This is a genomic window from Ruegeria sp. CDSA241, from assembly GCF_059611265.1.
In genome coordinates, this window is the sequence record NZ_JBXWPF010000012.1 from 112,237 (window position 1) to 129,720 (window position 17,484).

Below are 17,484 nucleotides of genomic sequence, written 5' to 3' on the forward strand. Positions count from 1 at the left end.
CAACGCTGTATTTCAGTAATCCGCTCGGTTGTAGAATGTCTCTTATGGGCCGTTCTGCCACGATGCTAGTTCTGCGAAACTGGCAGATGCCGCGCCGCATCTGAGGTCGGCTCTGAGCCCAAAGTCACGAATGCTGAGCTTTGCGCATCGGACAGCTCCCATGTCTACGACCCCGGAACTCACCGCCTATATTGCGGCAGGCGGGCAGTTGAGCGGCATCTGCGGAAATATAGATGGCGACAGCGCACCAGTGACCGTTGATTGCGAAGCTTGCCGCATCAGCAACACGTCCGTTCTGATTCAAGACAGTTGTCCACGCTTCGTACAGACCACAGCAACGCAAACTTTCGAATTTATCGCCAAGCGCGTTGCCGAGCGCAATGATCTCGATCCCGCGCGTTTGACCCGCGACCTGCCTCACGCCTGATTTCATTACCTTCTATTGAAATCAAAGATGCCCGTATCCCGCTGGATGCGGCGCGATTGTGCTTGGAGGCCACTAAATGACTATTACCGATACACCTGCGCTGTCCGAGGGCGGCGCAAACAAACTCTACTTCGCGGCATGGCGCTGGCATTTTTACGCTGGTCTTTATGTCATTCCAATCTAAGCAAATTGATTGTGACACATCCTACTGCGTAGAATCAGGGCCTGACGGTTCCTGACCAACCCGCAGCCTTCATTGCACTGATCAGCTCTTGAACTGGCTGCGGGTCTACAAACACTCGAGCCTTCAGTGCTTCGAGAGGGAAGCTTGGCCAAGTGTCCGAAAATACTTTTGCAAGCCGCTGTGCCTCTGCTTGTTCTCCGTTCCTCCAGTGGGCTGCCATAAGGTAAGCTGCGGAAATTGGTCCGAACGGCCCACCACGCGATATTGTTTCATCAAACGTCCTGATTGCGGCAGCATAGTCTCCCGTATGGAACTGAGCCGCACCCAATGCATTGTCAAATACAAGTCCCCCTCCTTGTGAGGCCAGGACTCTATATCGCGCTGATTGAGACAAAACTCGTTCAAAATCAGATGTATAAAGGGAAATCAAGGCATCGAATTCAGCAACATGTGAATCATCGGGTGCCAAACCTACGGCCCGTTGGGATAATCGAACTGCGCTATCGTAATTGCCCACCCCAAATTCAAACCAGGCTCGCGCTGAAAGCGGCCATGCTGCATCCGGAGCCAATTCCAAAGCATAAGCACTATTCTTGTCGGCCGCGTGCAAAAACTCATCAGAACCGGGATCGCCAGATTTCATGATGGCGAACATGGTTTCGACCTGAGAAGCGCCAGCATACCCCCCGTAATAAAACGGATCTCGTTCAGTTGCTGTTTGAAATATCAACAACGCTGGTTGAAGGCCTGCCAAATCTGTAACCGGAAAAATCAGATCCCGGCCTGCGTTGCTTAGGTTCATTGCTTCGACGCGGGCTGGCGACACGTCGTAGATCGCAGCTTTGCCAGTTATTGGAGCAACAGATTGCGAACCGCGGCCGATCAGAACACCGACTAGAATACCGGCTACTAGAAGTGAAAGCGAGATAACGGCTGCGTAAGCCTGCCGCCTTCCGCGTAATGGTTGGCTGCGTCGATTGGAGCCTGGCAAAAACTCGGGTGCGTAACTCCCGACAGGCAATGAGATTACCAATTCGTCAGCAATCCCCTTACTTTCATAATAAGCTTGGAGTTTTCGCCGAACACGTCCCGCATCCACGCGTACGACGCCTTCGCGTTTCAATAGCTCATCCGCGTCGTATCCATAAACATCCATCGCAATGGTTTTGGCGCGTATCTGTTCGGAACGACCCTCGAGCGATTCCATCACAACATAAGACAGAAAAGACCGCATGCGGGCGGACCCTTTGAATTCATCTGACTTCTGAACCCTATCCAACGCATCGCGCACCTGCTCGGCCGAGAACTGTTGAATGTCATTCTGTTCCTGATCGTCCATGCTGACGGTCAAAGAACTATCCTTTCGCAATAAGGGTTTGTCGCCATGGTGCTACGGTAGCATGCGGCTTTATACGTTCAATACATTTTCTGTTGGGTGCATGCTTGGCAAACGAATGCCTGAAGGGCGCTGCCAATGACGGATGATGAGTTCTTTGAATCCCAATTTCCCGAAGCGGGTCGCCTGCTGCGGGACCTGCGGGCAAAAGACCAAGAGTTTGATCGAATTTGCCGCGACTACAAAGAGGTCTTCGCCGAACTGGCGGTGCCGCCAAGGTCGCAGTCTGTTCTTCAGATGCGCTATCTCGCCGATCTGGCAGAAAGCCTTTCGGACCTGCGCAGCAGTATTGACGGACGGCTGCAGGCGCATGGCCTTGATTCGGAATCGGTACGGAACAAAGATTTGGAGGTTTGACATGAGACTTAGATACATTTTGCCTGCGTTGTTGATTGGTGCCGGCTCCGCGCTTGCTCAGGAAACCCCGATTGTTCATGACGGCGAGTTCGAATTCCTTCGCGCGCAGTTTGGTGAGGCATGGGATGCGCAAGACGTTGAAGTCGACGCAAAGCTGACCGAAATTCGTGCGGCCAATGGCGGCAAACCTCCTAATTTCCTCTACATCTTGATCGATGATGTAAGCTTTGGTCAGATGGGTGACCGCAAGATGAATTACGTCATGGGGATCGAGACACCCAGCATCAATCAGTTGGCTACCGAAGGCATGTCGCTGATGCGCATGTATACCGAACCCTCTTGTACTCCCACACGTACCGCCATGCTGACAGGGCGCCACCCGATACGCGCCGGTGTCGAAGAGGTCAAAGTGGCTTTGGTCGGAGAAGGTCTTCCGACCAGCGAAGTGACACTGCCGGAGATACTGAAACAAGTCGGCTACAATACGGCGCATATCGGCAAATGGCACCAAGGTGACATTGAGCAATCGTACCCACACAATCAAGGATTCGATTGGGCCGCATTTCCACTACACCAGCAAGTGCAGCTGAGCCTCATGATCCCCGAGGCAATGAGGTCCAACGCCATGCTCGGTTACGTGCCCGAGGGGCAGAACAATCAGTTCCTGCTGGATGAGCGCTTCAAGCCATATGGTCTTGTCACCGGTGTCGAGGCCGAAGCCGGTGGGCCCGCCCTGGAAGTAGACATGTCAGCCGGTGAGGTTTGGACGCAGGCCAAATATGAAGAGATGAACGAACGATATCAACGGCAGGCGCTGGAGCAACTCGAACGTGTAGCCTCCGAGGATGCGCCGTTCTTCTTGCAATACTGGCCGCTGTACCCGTTGAACTTCGTCTACCCGGATCAGGCAATTTCACGAAATGGCGGGTTTCATGCTGACAAGCTGCAACTGCTTGATGGATGGATTGGAGATCTCTTGGCCAAGCTTGAAGAAACCGGCACGGCGGACAACACAATTGTTGTTCTGATGGCAGATAATGGTCTGATGTATCATTATGAAGGCTCATCCGGCCTGAACCAACTAATCTATCGCGGAGGCAAAACTCAGCATCTTGAAGGCGGAGTAAGAACCGATGCGTTCATTCGCTGGCCCGGTGTGATCGAACCCAACACTGCAGCTGGCGACATCGTTCATGTTTCAGATATCTTCACCACAATGGCGCGAATTGCCGGAGCCACCGCCTTTATCCCAAGGGACCGAGTGATAGACGGCATTGACCAGACGGCGTTACTGTTGAACGGCGAGGGGAACGGTCGGCGCGACTATGTCTATGTCTACGAAGGTCCTGTCTTGCGCTCGGTCGTTAAACAAGAATTCAAGATGCACCTTCCTGCCCCTGGTCAACCCGGGGCGGCTGCTCCAACCTATAACATCTATCGGGACCCTCGTGAGGAACACCCGTTGGTTGGCTACTCGCTTTGGGCCGGTGCATCTTTTCAGGATATGATAAAGCGCCACCAGAAGATGATCGCCAAATATCCACATTCAGAGATCGGCAAAGGCACCCCCTATGAGGGCATCGAAAACCTGCGTCCGGAAACTGAACTGACCCGTGATGTTTTCATGAGCTGGCAGTGACGTCGCAAATTTAAGTAAATATTTGAATATAACGATGTTACAAGTGGTTAACGCATCTAAGATCAAACACCGAAGCTCGGCTTCAAACCTGGGAGAGACGGAATGAAACTACAATGGCTTCTGGTTTTTTGTGCAGGCGTTACGGCACCACCTTTGCAAGCGCAGGAAGACCCAATCCAACACGATGCTGAGTTTTATGTTTTGCAGGCACAACACGCGGATAAATGGGTGCAAGATGACATCGCTGTTGATGAGGCTCTGGCGGCTTTTCGAGATAGGAACAAGGGGCAACCCCCAAACATAGTCAGTGTCTTGATCGATGATCTTGGCTTCGGAGATATGGGAATACCCGAGTTGAATGCCGTCCGGGGTTATGAGACGCCCAATATCAATGATTTCTCTGATGAAGCGATGCGTATGGTTCGGATGTATACCGAACCGTCCTGCACCCCGACCCGCGTTGCCCAAATGACCGGGCGGCTGCCTGTCCGTATGGGAATGGGCAACACACAGGTTGATATCGCCGGGGAAGGCCTTCCAGGGGAAGAGGTTACACTGGCGGAAGTACTAAAACAGGCTGGATACTCTACCAGCCACGTTGGCAAATGGCACATGGGGGATATTTCAGAAAGCTGGGCGATGAATCAGGGGTTCGATTATGCCCAGCATGCAATCCACCAACAGGGGCAACTAACGATCTTCCATGATGACGCGATCAAGGAACAGGTTTCGGTGGCTATTCGGGACTACGATGATAAGTACACCATCGACCAGTGGTTCCGTCCTGATGCCTCGGCCATGATGACCGTTATTGAAGGCGAAGCTGGCGGCCCGATCCGCGAAATCCGAATGGAACCTGGCGAGCGCTGGAACGCCGCAAAGTATGACGAGATGAACCAAGCCTTCCAGGACAAGACCATGGAGGAGTTGGAGCGTTTGGCTGGCGGGGAAGAACCGTTCTTCCTGCAATACTGGCCCATGATTCCGCTAGACAACACACGAACCGGCAGAACGGGTCCTAAAAGCGCTAACGGCGGACTTTATGTCGACAAGATGCAGTTGCTGGATCAATGGCTTGGTGATCTCTTCACCAGAATTGACGAGCTCGGCTTGGCTGAGAATACAATCGTTATCGTAATGGGCGACAACGGCCATTTCACCAAATACTCACCGCAATCAGGGTTCACTCCGATGATCTTTCGTGGCGGTAAAGCCGACACCACCGAGGGCGGTGTGCGGGTTGATGCATTTATCCGGTGGCCCGGCATGATCACAGCAGATGGCCTTCTCAACAGCATCATCCACATCTCCGATCTCTATACAACAATGGCTCGCTTCGCCGGTGCCGATCAGTTTGTCCCACGCGATCGCTTAATTGACGGCGTGGATCAATCTGCTGCATTGCTTTTCGACGACGAAGCAAAATCGCGCCGCGACCACGTGATCATATATTCAGACAAAAAACCCGAAGCCGTCGTCAAAGATCAACTCAAACTCATCTTGCCGCCACCTGGCAAAAACCCCATCGCCGCCGAATTCTTTGACCTATATCGCGACACTCGCGAAGAATTTTCAGTCTCAACCGAGGTTGGCGCCTGGGGTGGACAGGAGTTTGTGCGAATTCTGGGCCGACACATGGCCCGTAAAGAGAAATATCCAGATAGTCCGCCGGCCTATGGCGTGCCCTATGAAGGGATTGAAAACACGCGCCCAGAATCGCGACAAGCGGTTGAGGCGTTCCTGATCAAACGCCAAGCCCCGCAGCAATAACACCGATAACGGCAGCGACGCACCAAAGCCTTTAGGATCATCACATGATTGGACTACTTTTCTTTGCACTGGGTTTGATCACATCCCTTGGGATCGGCTTTGTCTATTTCAGAGACCTTGGCGACGTCTCTCAAATGCTGCTGAAGGTAAAGCGCGAGAATATGGTGCGCTTTATCCGCAATGAATATCGCCTGATCGGTATCGGACTTGGCGGATTTGCAGCGGCAACACTTGCGCATTTCCTTTTGGGCGCTGGCCCTTTCTGGCTTTGGCTCATAGCGGCTGTGCTTACTCTTCTTCTTTATGGGTTTCCCTACGTTTGGGTGCATTTGGGTCTAAGGAACCAGCTCAATGACGCACAGTACTTTCCAATTGAAGAAGCCCGCAAATATGTCGGACCAACTGCGCCCGTCGTAGTCATCGAAAACAACGGCCAAGCCCGCGCGCACCCGGATGCGCAGATTATGCGCCCTCATCTGGCCGGGAATGTAGATGGCTTGGGTGGCGAAGACGTGGTCATGACCTATTGCGCTATGGCCAATCTGGGTCAGGGTTACATTCCGCGAATAGAAGGACGACGGTTGAATCTCGAGGTTTTGGCCCAGCATGGCAATAACCTAATCCTGCGCGATAACGACATGGGCGAGCCGATCCAGCACATCTATGGTTTCCGCGAGGCGGACCGCGACCCTAACTCCGACGGTCCTGCCTGCCCCCTTCGACCCGAAGCGCAAATGGAGCCCTGGCCAACCTTTCGAATGACGTTCCGCGGGTTTCAGAAGGCCTATCCTGACGGTGAGGTATTTCTGAACAAGCCATCCCCGAACCCATTTTTGCGCCTGCTGGATATGATGACCGAGATCACGTTTGGCTGGGGCATCGGACGCCAGCATCAGGAAGACGCGCCCGTGATGGACAACATGGATCGTTCGGACGATCGGTTACCAAATAAAACCTACGTTTGGGGAATTACGATCGGTAAGGATGCGGTTTGCTGGACTGATGATTTCATCGTCGAGAACGAGTGGATCGTGAATTCCAATGTCGGCGGACGAGATGTCGTGGTCAGCTTGGATCCAAAGTATGAAAGCCTAGGCGTTTGGTACAACGACTTTGGTCAACCTGTGAGCCATTGCGATTTTTGGGGCCATTCAGATCAGGGTCAGCTAAAACGTGTCGAAACCCTGCGCGCAGGCGCATTCTGGCATGTCTGGTCCGAGTTCTTCCCGAACACTGATATTAATCGTGTCGGCAGCGGTTCCATGGCAACCGAAGGAGCTGTAGAATGAGGCCCATGGCTAAACAACCACAAACCAAAGACCATTTATTCAAACTTGATTGTTTGACGGGAGGGACAGAATGACTTCGTCAATTTGGGTGAAAAGCTGCGCTTGCGGAGTAGCTTTTTTTGCATCTTTGGCCACAGTGGCTTCGGCTCAACAATCCGATTGGTCATATGAGGCCACAATCTACCTGTTCATGCCGGAAACAGAGACTACATTGGACACACCTTTGGGCACTCTGGACGGTACTCTCAGCTTTTCGGATGCGTTGGAAAACCTCGATTTTGCCTTTATGAGTGCGTTCTCGGCCACCAACGGACGTTGGCTGATACTTGCAGATTACAACTACACAGACTTATCTTTCAGTAACAGCGCTCCTGGACCTGTCGGCTCGGGTCTGGAGACATCATTTACCACACAATACCTAAGTGGCTATGTTGGCTACAGAGTGTATGAAGCGCCAACTATCACCGTTGACGTCGCCGGGGGTTTCCGGTGGTTCAGCACTGAAACGGAATTTACCCTTCTACCCGGCGCGGCACCGGGGCGCACAACAACGGCAGATGATAGCTGGACCGACCCTGTCATCGGCGCCAGAGCACGGGTACAGTTCTCGGATAAGTGGTCGGGCTCCGGTTTTGTCGACTACGGAGGCTTCCGCAGCGACAGTGAAACCTGGCAGATTCTGCTGACGGCAGATTACGCAATCAACGACAGGTGGCTGATCCGCGGTGGCTATCGCTATATCTCATTCGATCATGAAATCAACGGCAACGATTTTACATTTGATCAGTCGGGGCCTGTGCTAGGCGCGACTTATCGGTTCTAAAATTCTTTGTTGGCGAACCCGAGACAAGGTTGTGATGTTACGAACGTCGTTTGATTGGCGCGATTCAATTGTAAAAAGGTTTAGAGAATCAAATTCGCATGTGCCCTCAGATTTGTTTTCGTGCCTGGCCCCAGATCTTGACCCCCGGCATCGATAGCTGGCTGGAGTTTGTTGTAGCCATAGAAATCTAGCAATGAATGAGACAAGTCTGAGGTAGCGATTCCACTGTCGACCGCGGAGTGAGAATTCACCTAGACTAGCTTTCGCAATCGCAGCGAATGTCTGAAATGCGGGCTGCTAACGCAGTATTTCAAAGGGCTGATGGATGTCGGCTATGGGCCGTTCAAATTGATGGCGAGTGGTTCTTGAACCGAAATGCTGCGCTGCACCCAAGGTCTTGAAAGAGCCCACACCTACCAATGCTGCGCGCGCCACAAATGGGGGATAAGTTCACTAAGCTCCCATTGTCAATCAAACGAACAAACCTTGGTCGCCCTTCTCGACACTGCGATGTGGATCATTTCTGCAACTGCGTCAGCGTAGAGCCTGACGCATTCAACGGCGATTGAACCCCGAGCATCTGATCATCGAATGGTCCTAATCCATGGCCACTTCCAACGTTGGGCTTTGACCCGCCAGTTCCCTAACCACATCGCGCAAAACTGTTTCAAAGCGGCAAAGAGCTTCAGTTCTGTCCTGCGAGACGGGGTATAACAACCCGAATGTCATCCATTTTTCGGGAACAACCGGCACCAGGATCAAGTTTTCGAGACCAAACTGAGCTGAGACCAATTCATCTGCGATAGTTATACCTGCCCCTTCTGCAACAAGTGAACACGCCAGTTGGGAAGACGCAACTTCGCAAGACTGGCCAGGAGAAACGCCAGCAGAATGAAAGATGTCATCCAGTTGATCTCGCAGTAACAACCCCTGCATCAAACGGATGATAGGTTCATTCACAAGCTCAGTCGCTGAGAGTTCCTGTCGTTTGGCAAGTTTGTGATCTGCAGGCAGGATCGCCTGTGCCCGAACTCTCAATAACGGTTGTGTGCGAATTCCCGGATGTTCAACGGGCAATGCTCCAATACCGATGTCGTATTCGCGCCCTGCTAACCACTTTCCGGCTTCGCGCCGTGCCCGGACATCCAGGCTGATGTTGATGTCAGGATGTTCTTTGAAAAACCTCGCTACTGAGCGGGCCGATAAGGTTTGCGCTATTCTGGGCATCGTGACGATGCGCAGTGATTCCGTTCGCCCAGCACGAATTTCCGCCGCGATCCTGGGCACTTCATCCAGATTTTCCAGAATTCGACCTGCCTCGCGGTAGAATGCGAACCCTTCTGGCGTAGGGGTAAGGTTGCGGCCGCTTCGATCAAATAATGTAAGCCTTAGTTCTGCTTCCAATCCCGATATCAATCGGCTGACAGCGGGTTGGCTCAGGTGCAATATTTCCGAGGCGGCAATCAGAGAGCCTTCGGACAACGTGATACTGAATGCGCGCAAAGCTTTGATGTTCATTCACCCAGTCTTTCGGTTTTTGCAAGAGTAGATGTTATCTTTGCATTTTTATCAACACCCAAACTTAGATAGTTTAGGGTCGAGCTTATGGGAGGACCCGATGAAACGCAGAACACTACTTAACGCGGCCATTGCCGCCGTTGCCGTAGCGACAACAGCCACAGCCAGCTTTGCTGCCGACTGGCCCAAGCGCCCCATCAACCTCATCGTGCCGTACAAGGCCGGTGGTGGTACAGATGCTTATGCACGTGCCATCTCGGCGGCAGCCGAGGGCATATTGGGCGTACCAGTTGTAGTCGTGAACAAGCCCGGTTCGGGCGGTCTGAACGGCGCCAACTCGGTCGTCGGTGCGCGTCCGGATGGATACACGATGATGATGACGTCGGGTGGGTCGTTCCTTTTGTCGACCATGACGCGGGACACCGACATTGACGCATTGGAAAGTTTCAATTTTGTCGCTCAGGTCGGTAAGTTGCAGACATCGCTGATGGTGCCAAAGGACAGCCCATTCCAAAGCGTGCAAGACGTGATCGACGCGGCAAAGGCTGATCCAGGATCGCTTCGTTGGGCGCATTCGGGACGCGGCGGGTTTCACCATGTTGGCGGCCTGGGCTTTCTGGCCAACAACGGCATCGAGGCACAGGATGTACCATTCAAAGGTGGTGGTCCGACCCGTGCAGCACTAATTGGCGAACAAGCTGATTTCGGTTTCCTTGGCGTGCAGCAATTGGCTGGTTTTGAGGATCAACTGCGCGCGCTGGCGGTCAACAGTCAGGACCGCGACGGGATTATGTCGGACGTGCCATCATTTGGTGAACTAGGGATACCCTTCGCTGCCGTATCGTCCCCGGTGATTGTATTCGCACCAAAAGACACGCCGCCCGAGGTGGTTGCGGCCATGGAAGACGCACTGGAACAGATCGCAGCGAAACCTGAGTTTGCCGAACTTCTGGCCTCACGCGGAACCGGCCCGGTCTATCAAAACGGCGCAGATGCCAAGGCAACACTTTCGGCGATGAAAGAAGACGCCGCGCCTTTGGTGGATAGCCTGACGAACTAAGACTGACAGGATCAGGTGGCGATATCGCCACCCGATCTCTCTCAACGACCAATGTGTGACGGAGGGAATTATGCGTGCTTATGCCGAAGGGCTTGTTCTGGCAGCCATTTCATGTGTTGCCATCTGGAGTGCCTGGCAAGTGCCAGCGGCCTCGCCCGGTGATACATGGGCTGGCATTGTGCCTATTGCTGCAGCTGTTGCGCTGCTTGCTCTGTCCGGATTCCTGATCATCGGGGCCACACGTCAGAACGCAGGTGAAGCACAAGGCGAACCCGACAATGGGGCCACGCTTGAGATCATCGGCCTTTTCATCATTGCGCTGATCTATCAGCAATCTTTCCGATGGTTCGGATACCTTGTTCCGACTGCGATTGTTGCTCCGCTGGTTCTCTACATTTTTGACGTCCGTAGTCGGACCGGATTGGCGCTATCAGTCATTCTGTGCCCGCTGGTCTTTCACATCATTTTCTTTGTGCTGCTCGGCGTATTCCCACCCTATGGCGAGGTCTTTGATCTGCTGAACTGGATTCAGGGGTAACAAAATATGGAAATCTTTCCCGCTCTTCTTTCGGTGATTACAGATCCGATGCTGCTTTTCGCCATCGTATTGGCGGCGTTTGTTGGCATGATCGTGGGTGCGACCCCCGGACTGACCGCATCAGCCGCCATCGCAATGCTGTTGCCGATCACTTTCTATATGTCGCCCCTTTTCGCCTTGGCGTTTCTTTACGTGATTGGCAAATCCGGACGCTATGGTGGATCAATCGCGGCCATTCTGTTCAATACGCCGGGCACAGCTGCCAGTGCTGCCACCCAGATCGACGGCTATCCGCTGGCGCGCGCGGGAAAGGCAGGAAAGGCGATGAAGGTCGCCACCATCTCTTCAGTCATTGGCGATCTGATGGGGGATATCATGTTGGTCATCGGTGTAGGGTTCATCGCGTCCATCGCATTGAAACTGGGACCGCCGGAAACCTTTGCAATCTATTTTGCCGCTTTTGTTGTGATTGGATCGGTAATCGGCAAATCCGTAGTCAAAGGACTGGCGTCGGCCCTTATGGGAATTCTGGTCGCCATGGTTGGGCTTGATCCGATTTCGAGCGAGGAACGCTACACCTTTGGCTCCTTCGACTTGTCCAATGGCATTGGACTGGTTCCCCTGATGATCGGTGTCTTTGTTCTAGGCGAAGTATTTGCCCAATTGGAAGAACGTCGGAAAACCCATGGTGAGACTAAAGAGAACGACAGCACGCAAGACGGCAATGATCTGACCTGGGAGGAATACAAACCCTGCCTGCCGCACGCCTTGCGTGGTGGCTTTATCGGGGCAGGTATCGGCGTCCTGCCGGGGCTGGGCTCAGCGATTGCCGCTTTCATATCCTACGGTGAAGGGAAGCGCCGGGCGAAGAACCCCGAGCAATGGGGCAAGGGCGCATTGGAAGGTGTCGCAGCACCCGAAGCAGCAAACAATGCGGTTTCCGGCCCATCTATGGCTCCCCTGTTGACGTTGGGAATACCGGGGTCGACCATTGGCGCCATTCTTCTGGGTGTCTTCCTGATCCATGGCATTCAGGTTGGACCAACACTTTTCCTGACCGACAAGGAATTGGTCTATAAGCTGTTCGCGTGCGGTATGCTGGGGATCATTGCGTATGGCGTGATCGGCTATTTCGGGGCGACGCAAGTGGCCCGGTTGATCCTGAATATCCCGACCAACGTCCTCTATCCGATGATCTTCATGACCGCCTTTGTCGCCGCCTATTCGGCACGCGGGTCGATGTTCGACGTGACCGTGATGACCGTGGCAGGGTTTGTTGGTTGGCTGATGCGAAAGCACGACTTTAACATCGCCGCCTTTGTCATCTCATTTGTACTGGCAAAAGGCGCCGAAGAGACCTTTCGCCAATCGCTTTTGATGTCGGATGGGGGCGCACTGATTTTTGTCGAGCGCCCAATCGCGCTGGCTTTCATAATCATCGGTGCAGGCGCGATAGCATTCCGCATCCGGGGTATCCTGAAAGACCGAAAGCTGACGCAGGGAGGGCTGGGTGATGCTTGATTTTGGCCTTTACCGCGACTGTTTCTCGACCCTCGACATGCGCGTCATTTGGTCAGAACACAGCACGATCTCAGCCTGGTTGAAGGTTGAGCAAACCCTGGCTCGATGTCAGGCCGAGGCGGGGCTTATTCCTAATGATGCAGCCCGTGCGATTGAGGCTTTGTCGCCTCAGATTCTCGACAAGGACCAAATGCAGGCGGACTTGTTGATTGTGGGTCGACCTATTGTTGGGCTTATTCAGCAGATGCGCGAAGCGCTTGGCGATCATGCGAAGTACTTTCATTTCCGTGCAACGACGCAAGACATCATGGACACAGCTCTTGCAATGCAAATGAAGGCTGGACTCACAGAGGTCGGTCTGGACTTGCAGCGGCTCCTTACATTGCTGGATCAGCAGATCGTTCATCATGGGGGCACGATGATGATGGGGCGCACCAACGGCCAGCACGCCGTTCCGATGTGCTTCGCCACCAAACTGCAGGTCTGGAAATCTGAGCTAGTGCGTCGACAGAACGCAATTGATGACGCCGCGCTGCGAGGGTTGAATGTTCAAATCGGAGGACCAGTTGGGGATCTGAGAGCCTATGATAATGATGATGGGTTACAGATCAAACGGGCTGTTGCACAGGCGTTGGGGCTGAGGGTCGTAGACCCACACTGGCAAAATGCAAGGGATGGAATAGCGGACATCGTGACAGCGCTTGGTGCGCTGTGTGCAACCATCTGCAAAATCTCACATAACGTGAATTTGTTGTCCTCAACCGACATTGCCGAAATCGCGGAAACTCACGAAACGGGTCGGGGCGCCTCATCTGCGATGGCGCATAAGCAGAACCAACGGGCATCAGAGTTTGGCGAGGCTGTCGGAAGACTGGGACGTCAACGCGCCGAGCAGATTGGCGAATTGACTTTACACCAGCATGAGCGTTCCGGCGGTGTGTGGATTGGCGAGTGGATTGTGGTGCCGGAGGTTTTTCTTTTGACATCCGGGGCCGTCCATTGGGTCGACAAACTTTTTGGCAAACTTGAGGTCGACACGGATTCAATGCGGCGAAAGCTACCTGTGGCGGCAACAAACACTGAAACCTTAATACATTGAAATGACCTCTCGGGGCTTTGGGCGCACCGGCTCTTGCAGAGATTTATTAATTGTCATTATTGACAATATACTTTGAATAGTTATTTGTCAGATGTGACAATAAACGAGAGAAGCGATGCCCCGTCCCAGTCTTAAAGACCAGCGATCAGAACAGATTCTTGATGCATATCTCACATGTGTGTCCCGTTTCGGATTGGAGGGGGCCACCCAAGAGCGCGTCGCGACTGAGGCTGGTGTCAAACGACCCATCCTGCGTCATTATTTGGGCAACAAGGACGAGATGACCGGGGCCCTTATAAGCCATGTCGTAGACAGGTTTGCGCAGGCGACAACCGCCCTTCGGGACGCGTTGGAACCAACGGGCACAACAGCTGATCTTATCGATCTGCTGTTTGATAAATCTGTCCCTAATGATCCGCGCGTAATGCTGGCCTACCAGTCGCTTGTCACATCCGTCGCCAATCATCCGTCAATGCGACAACCCCTTGTCGACAGCTTGGAGCAGTTCTTTGAGGTGATTGAAGTCGTGTTGAAACGCGCCTTTCCGAACGCCCCTCCTGCCCAGATCCGTGCCGTTTCGCAGGGGATTTCCGCAACATATGTGAACCTGGATTCGCTGACCCCGCTAAATCCGCCCGAGGTCTGGCGCGAAGAGCTGAAACAGGCTGCAACGATCCTTGCCGCCAGTTTGGAGCCGAACGTATGAGCACCCGACGCCTTGTCAATCATATGGCATTACCAGTTCTTTTGGTTGCGGCTGTGCTGGGGCTCTACTGGGTTTGGGGCCTGCTGTTTCTGTGGTGGTTGGTGCCATCGATTATGACGGGTCAGACCGCACTTGTCTTTGATATCTCGCGCGAACACGATCCGATCCTTTTCTGGGCAGTTGCGATCCTTTGGGCTGTGTTCGGCCTGATGATGATCGCGGCCAGCCTATTTCCGACCTACGCCATCTGGCTTGTTTAAGAGGTTGCCATGACCCAAATGTACCACCGCCTTCCCGTTGACGCCTATACGTCGCAAGACTGGTTCGACCGCGAGCAAAGGCAGATCTTCTCGCGCACTTGGCGCTATGCCGGGTTGGCCGAAGACGTGCCAGGGCCCGGTCATTTTGTGTCGGTTCAGGCGGGGCTTAACAACATCTTTATCGTGATGGGGCGCGATCACCGTTTGCGGGCGTTTCATAACATCTGCCGTCACCGTGGCACGCAATTGATCCGGGCCGTTGGGAAAACACAAAAGGCGCTGACGTGCCCCTATCATGACTGGACATACGACCTGGAGGGCAACTTGATTTCTGTTCCGGATGAGGCAAAGGAATACCCCAATGGTGTCGACAAATCCTGCCTCAGCCTCAAACCCGCCAGTGTGGATATCTGGCGCGGTATGCTCTTTGTGCATCCTGATCCGAATCCGCCAAGCCTTGCTGAATGGTTTGGTGCGGTTGATCCGCTGTTGGGGCCACACACGCCGGAAGACCTGATGGAATATTCCGATGCGCGGCAAAGCTATGAGATCAAGGCCAACTGGAAGATCGTGGTTGAAAACTATATCGACGTCTATCACCTGAGCCATCTTCATTCGAATACGCTGCACATGTATGATCATGCGCGGGCGGAATACGGCTGGAAAGGTCCACACTATCACTTCTGGGAACCGCCAGCGCCAGATTATGCCAAGGATTTGGAGAAAAACCTGCCTACACCACGGGCAATACCAGAACCCCATATTGGGGCCTGGGTGCCAATGCTGTTTCCCGGTATCGGGCTTGGCGCGGGCGAGGATAGCTGGAACATTTTCATTATCACGCCCTTGGGTCCTGATCTGACGCGCGTGGAAAACCGCACCAAACTGGCGAATGCCTCAGGGTGGGAATTTCAGAAACAGGAATGGAGCAGTTGGAGTTTCTGGAAGGATTTCGGCGGCCCAAAATATCCTGACAGCGACGCAATCGGCGAAGATGATCCTATGGCGTCAGGTGATTTCACAGCCGAAGATATTTACGCCTGTGAGCAACAGCAAAAGTCTTTGACCAGCCCGTTTTTTGAAGTCGGTCCTGCCGCCAACGGAGAAAGCCCGGTTGTCAGACACCAACAAGCAATCCTGGACTTCCTTGCGACACAAGAAGCCGAAACTTAGCCAGATGCCTTGGGTCAATATCGGATCACTCCTTCAATTGCCCGGTCGTACACTTCCATCCACTCCGCCAAATTTGGAAAGTAAATGAAACGCATTCTTGCAACCTTTATCGGTACGATCCTGGCAACCGGACTGGTCTTGGCCAACCCGTCAGACGAACCCAAGGACCTGGCGGCGCGCTATCTCAATGCTACAGATGAGGCAGCGATCGCCGCAACGTGGAAAGACTGGCACCCGAAGGCAGTACATACTTTCACAATCAAATTCGGGCTTGGACAGCCAGATGAGACGTTTTCCTATCCGGTGGCCGATTGGGAAACACTTCCTGATTGGCATCAGGATACCACATTGGCCGACGCGATGCAGGGATACAGGGAAACAAGGCGCGGTGCGCCCACGTTTTCCTCGGAATCCACCGAGGGCGGCACGCGTGTCATCGCCAAGACCAGTATTGATTACATCTGGGACGACACAACTGGAACGATGAACCAGACGGATAGGTTTTTCATCGTCTCCCAAGCTGGTCGGCTGGCAATCCGAGCACTCGACACCACGTTTGATTATCGTTGAGGAAACCATGAACCCAGATTTCTTTTCCCTGAAAATTTCTGAAATCCGGCCTGAGATCAACGGCAAAGCCACAAGCGTGACCTTTGATCTACCGACCAGTCTGGCAGAAACCTTTTGCTGGCAAGCCGGTCAGCATGTCACTCTTCGATTCCACCTCAACGAGAAAGAGCAACGCCGCAGCTACACCATTTCCAACCCGCCGGGTGCCCTTTTGCGCATCACGATAAAACGGGTGGCCGGTGGGCTGGTGTCCAATCATATCGGAGACCATCTAAAGCCCGGCGATACGGTCGATGTCATGCCGCCATTCGGTCAATTTTCCCTGACGCCGGACCCGTTGAAGCGCCGCACCCACTATTTCTTTGGCGCAGGCAGTGGCATCACGCCGCTTTTTGCAATGATCAACTCTGTCCTCGAAAAAGAACCTCATTCAGTGGCTCATCTGATTTATGGCAACGCCGATGGCGAAAGCATCATCTTTGGCGAAGAATTAGACATATTGAAAACTGATCATGTCGTCCGGTTCACATTGCGCCATGTCCTGTCTGCACCCTCGCTGTGGAGTTGGTCCAGCTCGTGGCGAAAAGGTCGCGTGGATGCAGATGCCATTGAGGTCGCCATGACGGAAACCCCGCCTGTGGCGCAAGATGTCCAATACTGGATTTGCGGACCCGGAGCTATGAATACGGACGTAAGCAACGCGCTGATGGCACTGGACGTACCTGCGAGCCGAATTCATATGGAAAGCTTCGGCGGGGCTACAGTCACAGCCTCCAGTGTGACGGGTATCGCCGCCAATGCACAAGTTGAACTGGGCGGGGCGACACACGAGGTTCCTGTTGCCGCAGATCAAACGCTACTGAATGCAATATTGTCGGCGGGCTTAACACCACCTTTCAGTTGCCAGTCCGGAGTATGCGGCGCCTGCAAAGCGCGTCTAACAAAAGGTCAGGTCCATATGCATGCTCGAATGGCCCTTGAAGACAGCGATGTCACCCGAGGAGATATATTAACCTGCCAGAGTATCGCTACCTCAGATAAACTGAGCATTAGCTTCGACAATTAGAGGCGCAGTTCTAGGGTCAGGACTCATAGCCAATAGATGACGAGAGCTGCGATGGCGATTGCTGAGAGGAAGACCTTCGGGCACCTGT

The 17,484-nt window shown here is 53.5% G+C and carries 17 protein-coding genes; 15 read left to right on the plus strand and 2 right to left on the minus strand.

The window, feature by feature from the left end; genetic code table 11:
* Positions 1-160: 160 nt before the first annotated feature.
* Entirely contained in the window at positions 161-427 is a 267-nt protein-coding gene (locus AC2FJV_RS12655; protein WP_142639699.1) for a hypothetical protein, read from the plus strand.
* A 218-nt stretch (positions 428-645) separates the two neighbouring features.
* Here the strand turns inward: AC2FJV_RS12655 and AC2FJV_RS12660 are convergent, their stop codons facing one another.
* On the minus strand, positions 646-1,950 hold the full coding sequence (locus AC2FJV_RS12660; protein ID WP_496713872.1) for a tetratricopeptide repeat protein: 1,305 nt from the start codon (positions 1,948-1,950) through the stop codon (positions 646-648).
* Between the two features lie 135 nt (positions 1,951-2,085).
* On the opposite strand from AC2FJV_RS12660, the gene AC2FJV_RS12665 reads away from it, so the two are divergent.
* From AC2FJV_RS12665 to AC2FJV_RS12685, 5 genes are all read left to right on the plus strand, one after another.
* Positions 2,086-2,364 carry a hypothetical protein gene (locus AC2FJV_RS12665; protein ID WP_282027685.1) on the plus strand — a complete coding sequence of 93 codons (279 nt, stop codon included), beginning with the start codon at positions 2,086-2,088 and terminating at the stop codon, positions 2,362-2,364.
* Between the two features lies 1 nt (position 2,365).
* Complete coding sequence (locus AC2FJV_RS12670; protein WP_142639693.1) at positions 2,366-4,003, plus strand: sulfatase-like hydrolase/transferase; 1,638 nt, start codon at positions 2,366-2,368, stop codon at positions 4,001-4,003.
* Between the two features lie 102 nt (positions 4,004-4,105).
* Positions 4,106-5,773 carry a sulfatase-like hydrolase/transferase gene (locus AC2FJV_RS12675; protein WP_496713873.1) on the plus strand — a complete coding sequence of 556 codons (1,668 nt, stop codon included), beginning with the start codon at positions 4,106-4,108 and terminating at the stop codon, positions 5,771-5,773.
* A gap of 44 nt (positions 5,774-5,817) precedes the next feature.
* Positions 5,818-7,062 (plus strand): DUF3179 domain-containing (seleno)protein, encoded by a 1,245-nt coding sequence (locus AC2FJV_RS12680; protein WP_282022306.1) that lies wholly within the window; start codon positions 5,818-5,820, stop codon positions 7,060-7,062.
* 70 nt (positions 7,063-7,132) lie between these two features.
* Positions 7,133-7,885 (plus strand): outer membrane protein, encoded by a 753-nt coding sequence (locus tag AC2FJV_RS12685; RefSeq protein ID WP_496690405.1) that lies wholly within the window; start codon positions 7,133-7,135, stop codon positions 7,883-7,885.
* A gap of 597 nt (positions 7,886-8,482) precedes the next feature.
* Here the strand turns inward: AC2FJV_RS12685 and AC2FJV_RS12690 are convergent.
* Complete coding sequence (locus tag AC2FJV_RS12690; RefSeq protein WP_496690404.1) at positions 8,483-9,403, minus strand: LysR family transcriptional regulator; 921 nt, start codon at positions 9,401-9,403, stop codon at positions 8,483-8,485.
* 100 nt (positions 9,404-9,503) lie between these two features.
* On the opposite strand from AC2FJV_RS12690, the gene AC2FJV_RS12695 reads away from it, so the two are divergent.
* The 9 genes from AC2FJV_RS12695 (at position 9,504) to AC2FJV_RS12735 (ending at position 17,396) form a co-directional block, all read left to right on the plus strand.
* Positions 9,504-10,463 carry a tripartite tricarboxylate transporter substrate binding protein gene (locus AC2FJV_RS12695; RefSeq protein ID WP_496713874.1) on the plus strand — a complete coding sequence of 320 codons (960 nt, stop codon included), beginning with the start codon at positions 9,504-9,506 and terminating at the stop codon, positions 10,461-10,463.
* A 70-nt stretch (positions 10,464-10,533) separates the two neighbouring features.
* Positions 10,534-11,001 (plus strand): tripartite tricarboxylate transporter TctB family protein, encoded by a 468-nt coding sequence (locus AC2FJV_RS12700; protein ID WP_496690402.1) that lies wholly within the window; start codon positions 10,534-10,536, stop codon positions 10,999-11,001.
* A 6-nt stretch (positions 11,002-11,007) separates the two neighbouring features.
* Positions 11,008-12,522, plus strand: coding sequence for a tripartite tricarboxylate transporter permease (locus AC2FJV_RS12705; protein ID WP_496713875.1), 1,515 nt, complete (start codon positions 11,008-11,010; stop codon positions 12,520-12,522).
* Positions 12,515-13,621, plus strand: a complete 1,107-nt coding sequence (locus tag AC2FJV_RS12710; protein ID WP_496713876.1) for a lyase family protein — start codon at positions 12,515-12,517, stop codon at positions 13,619-13,621. Before AC2FJV_RS12705 ends, AC2FJV_RS12710 begins: the two co-directional genes overlap by 8 nt.
* 115 nt (positions 13,622-13,736) lie before the next feature.
* Positions 13,737-14,327, plus strand: coding sequence for a TetR/AcrR family transcriptional regulator (locus AC2FJV_RS12715; protein WP_271952836.1), 591 nt, complete (start codon positions 13,737-13,739; stop codon positions 14,325-14,327).
* Positions 14,324-14,587 (plus strand): hypothetical protein, encoded by a 264-nt coding sequence (locus AC2FJV_RS12720; RefSeq protein WP_142639675.1) that lies wholly within the window; start codon positions 14,324-14,326, stop codon positions 14,585-14,587. Before AC2FJV_RS12715 ends, AC2FJV_RS12720 begins: the two co-directional genes overlap by 4 nt.
* Before the next feature lie 9 nt (positions 14,588-14,596).
* Positions 14,597-15,760, plus strand: a complete 1,164-nt coding sequence (locus AC2FJV_RS12725) for an aromatic ring-hydroxylating oxygenase subunit alpha (RefSeq protein ID WP_496690398.1) — start codon at positions 14,597-14,599, stop codon at positions 15,758-15,760.
* A gap of 84 nt (positions 15,761-15,844) precedes the next feature.
* A complete protein-coding gene (locus tag AC2FJV_RS12730) occupies positions 15,845-16,330 on the plus strand; it encodes a hypothetical protein (RefSeq protein ID WP_496713877.1) in 486 nt (161 codons plus the stop codon).
* Positions 16,331-16,337: 7 nt separating this feature from the next.
* Positions 16,338-17,396 (plus strand): 2Fe-2S iron-sulfur cluster-binding protein, encoded by a 1,059-nt coding sequence (locus tag AC2FJV_RS12735; protein ID WP_496713878.1) that lies wholly within the window; start codon positions 16,338-16,340, stop codon positions 17,394-17,396.
* Positions 17,397-17,484 lie beyond the last annotated feature (88 nt).

Excerpts from the sequence above, each read along its gene's own strand:
- AC2FJV_RS12655 (WP_142639699.1), top strand. The coding sequence starts at position 161 with ATGTCTACGACCCCGGAACTCACCGCCTATATTGCGGCAGGCGGGCAG.
- AC2FJV_RS12710 (WP_496713876.1), top strand. The coding sequence starts at position 12,515 with ATGCTTGATTTTGGCCTTTACCGCGACTGTTTCTCGACCCTCGACATG.
- AC2FJV_RS12675 (WP_496713873.1), top strand. The coding sequence starts at position 4,106 with ATGAAACTACAATGGCTTCTGGTTTTTTGTGCAGGCGTTACGGCACCA.
- AC2FJV_RS12680 (WP_282022306.1), top strand. The coding sequence starts at position 5,818 with ATGATTGGACTACTTTTCTTTGCACTGGGTTTGATCACATCCCTTGGG.
- AC2FJV_RS12670 (WP_142639693.1), top strand. The coding sequence starts at position 2,366 with ATGAGACTTAGATACATTTTGCCTGCGTTGTTGATTGGTGCCGGCTCC.
- AC2FJV_RS12695 (WP_496713874.1), top strand. The coding sequence starts at position 9,504 with ATGAAACGCAGAACACTACTTAACGCGGCCATTGCCGCCGTTGCCGTA.
- AC2FJV_RS12665 (WP_282027685.1), top strand. The coding sequence starts at position 2,086 with ATGACGGATGATGAGTTCTTTGAATCCCAATTTCCCGAAGCGGGTCGC.
- AC2FJV_RS12700 (WP_496690402.1), top strand. The coding sequence starts at position 10,534 with ATGCGTGCTTATGCCGAAGGGCTTGTTCTGGCAGCCATTTCATGTGTT.
- AC2FJV_RS12715 (WP_271952836.1), top strand. The coding sequence starts at position 13,737 with ATGCCCCGTCCCAGTCTTAAAGACCAGCGATCAGAACAGATTCTTGAT.
- AC2FJV_RS12690 (WP_496690404.1), bottom strand. The coding sequence starts at position 9,403 with ATGAACATCAAAGCTTTGCGCGCATTCAGTATCACGTTGTCCGAAGGC.
- AC2FJV_RS12720 (WP_142639675.1), top strand. The coding sequence starts at position 14,324 with ATGAGCACCCGACGCCTTGTCAATCATATGGCATTACCAGTTCTTTTG.
- AC2FJV_RS12725 (WP_496690398.1), top strand. The coding sequence starts at position 14,597 with ATGACCCAAATGTACCACCGCCTTCCCGTTGACGCCTATACGTCGCAA.
- AC2FJV_RS12705 (WP_496713875.1), top strand. The coding sequence starts at position 11,008 with ATGGAAATCTTTCCCGCTCTTCTTTCGGTGATTACAGATCCGATGCTG.
- AC2FJV_RS12735 (WP_496713878.1), top strand. The coding sequence starts at position 16,338 with ATGAACCCAGATTTCTTTTCCCTGAAAATTTCTGAAATCCGGCCTGAG.
- AC2FJV_RS12730 (WP_496713877.1), top strand. The coding sequence starts at position 15,845 with ATGAAACGCATTCTTGCAACCTTTATCGGTACGATCCTGGCAACCGGA.
- AC2FJV_RS12660 (WP_496713872.1), bottom strand. The coding sequence starts at position 1,950 with ATGGACGATCAGGAACAGAATGACATTCAACAGTTCTCGGCCGAGCAG.
- AC2FJV_RS12685 (WP_496690405.1), top strand. The coding sequence starts at position 7,133 with ATGACTTCGTCAATTTGGGTGAAAAGCTGCGCTTGCGGAGTAGCTTTT.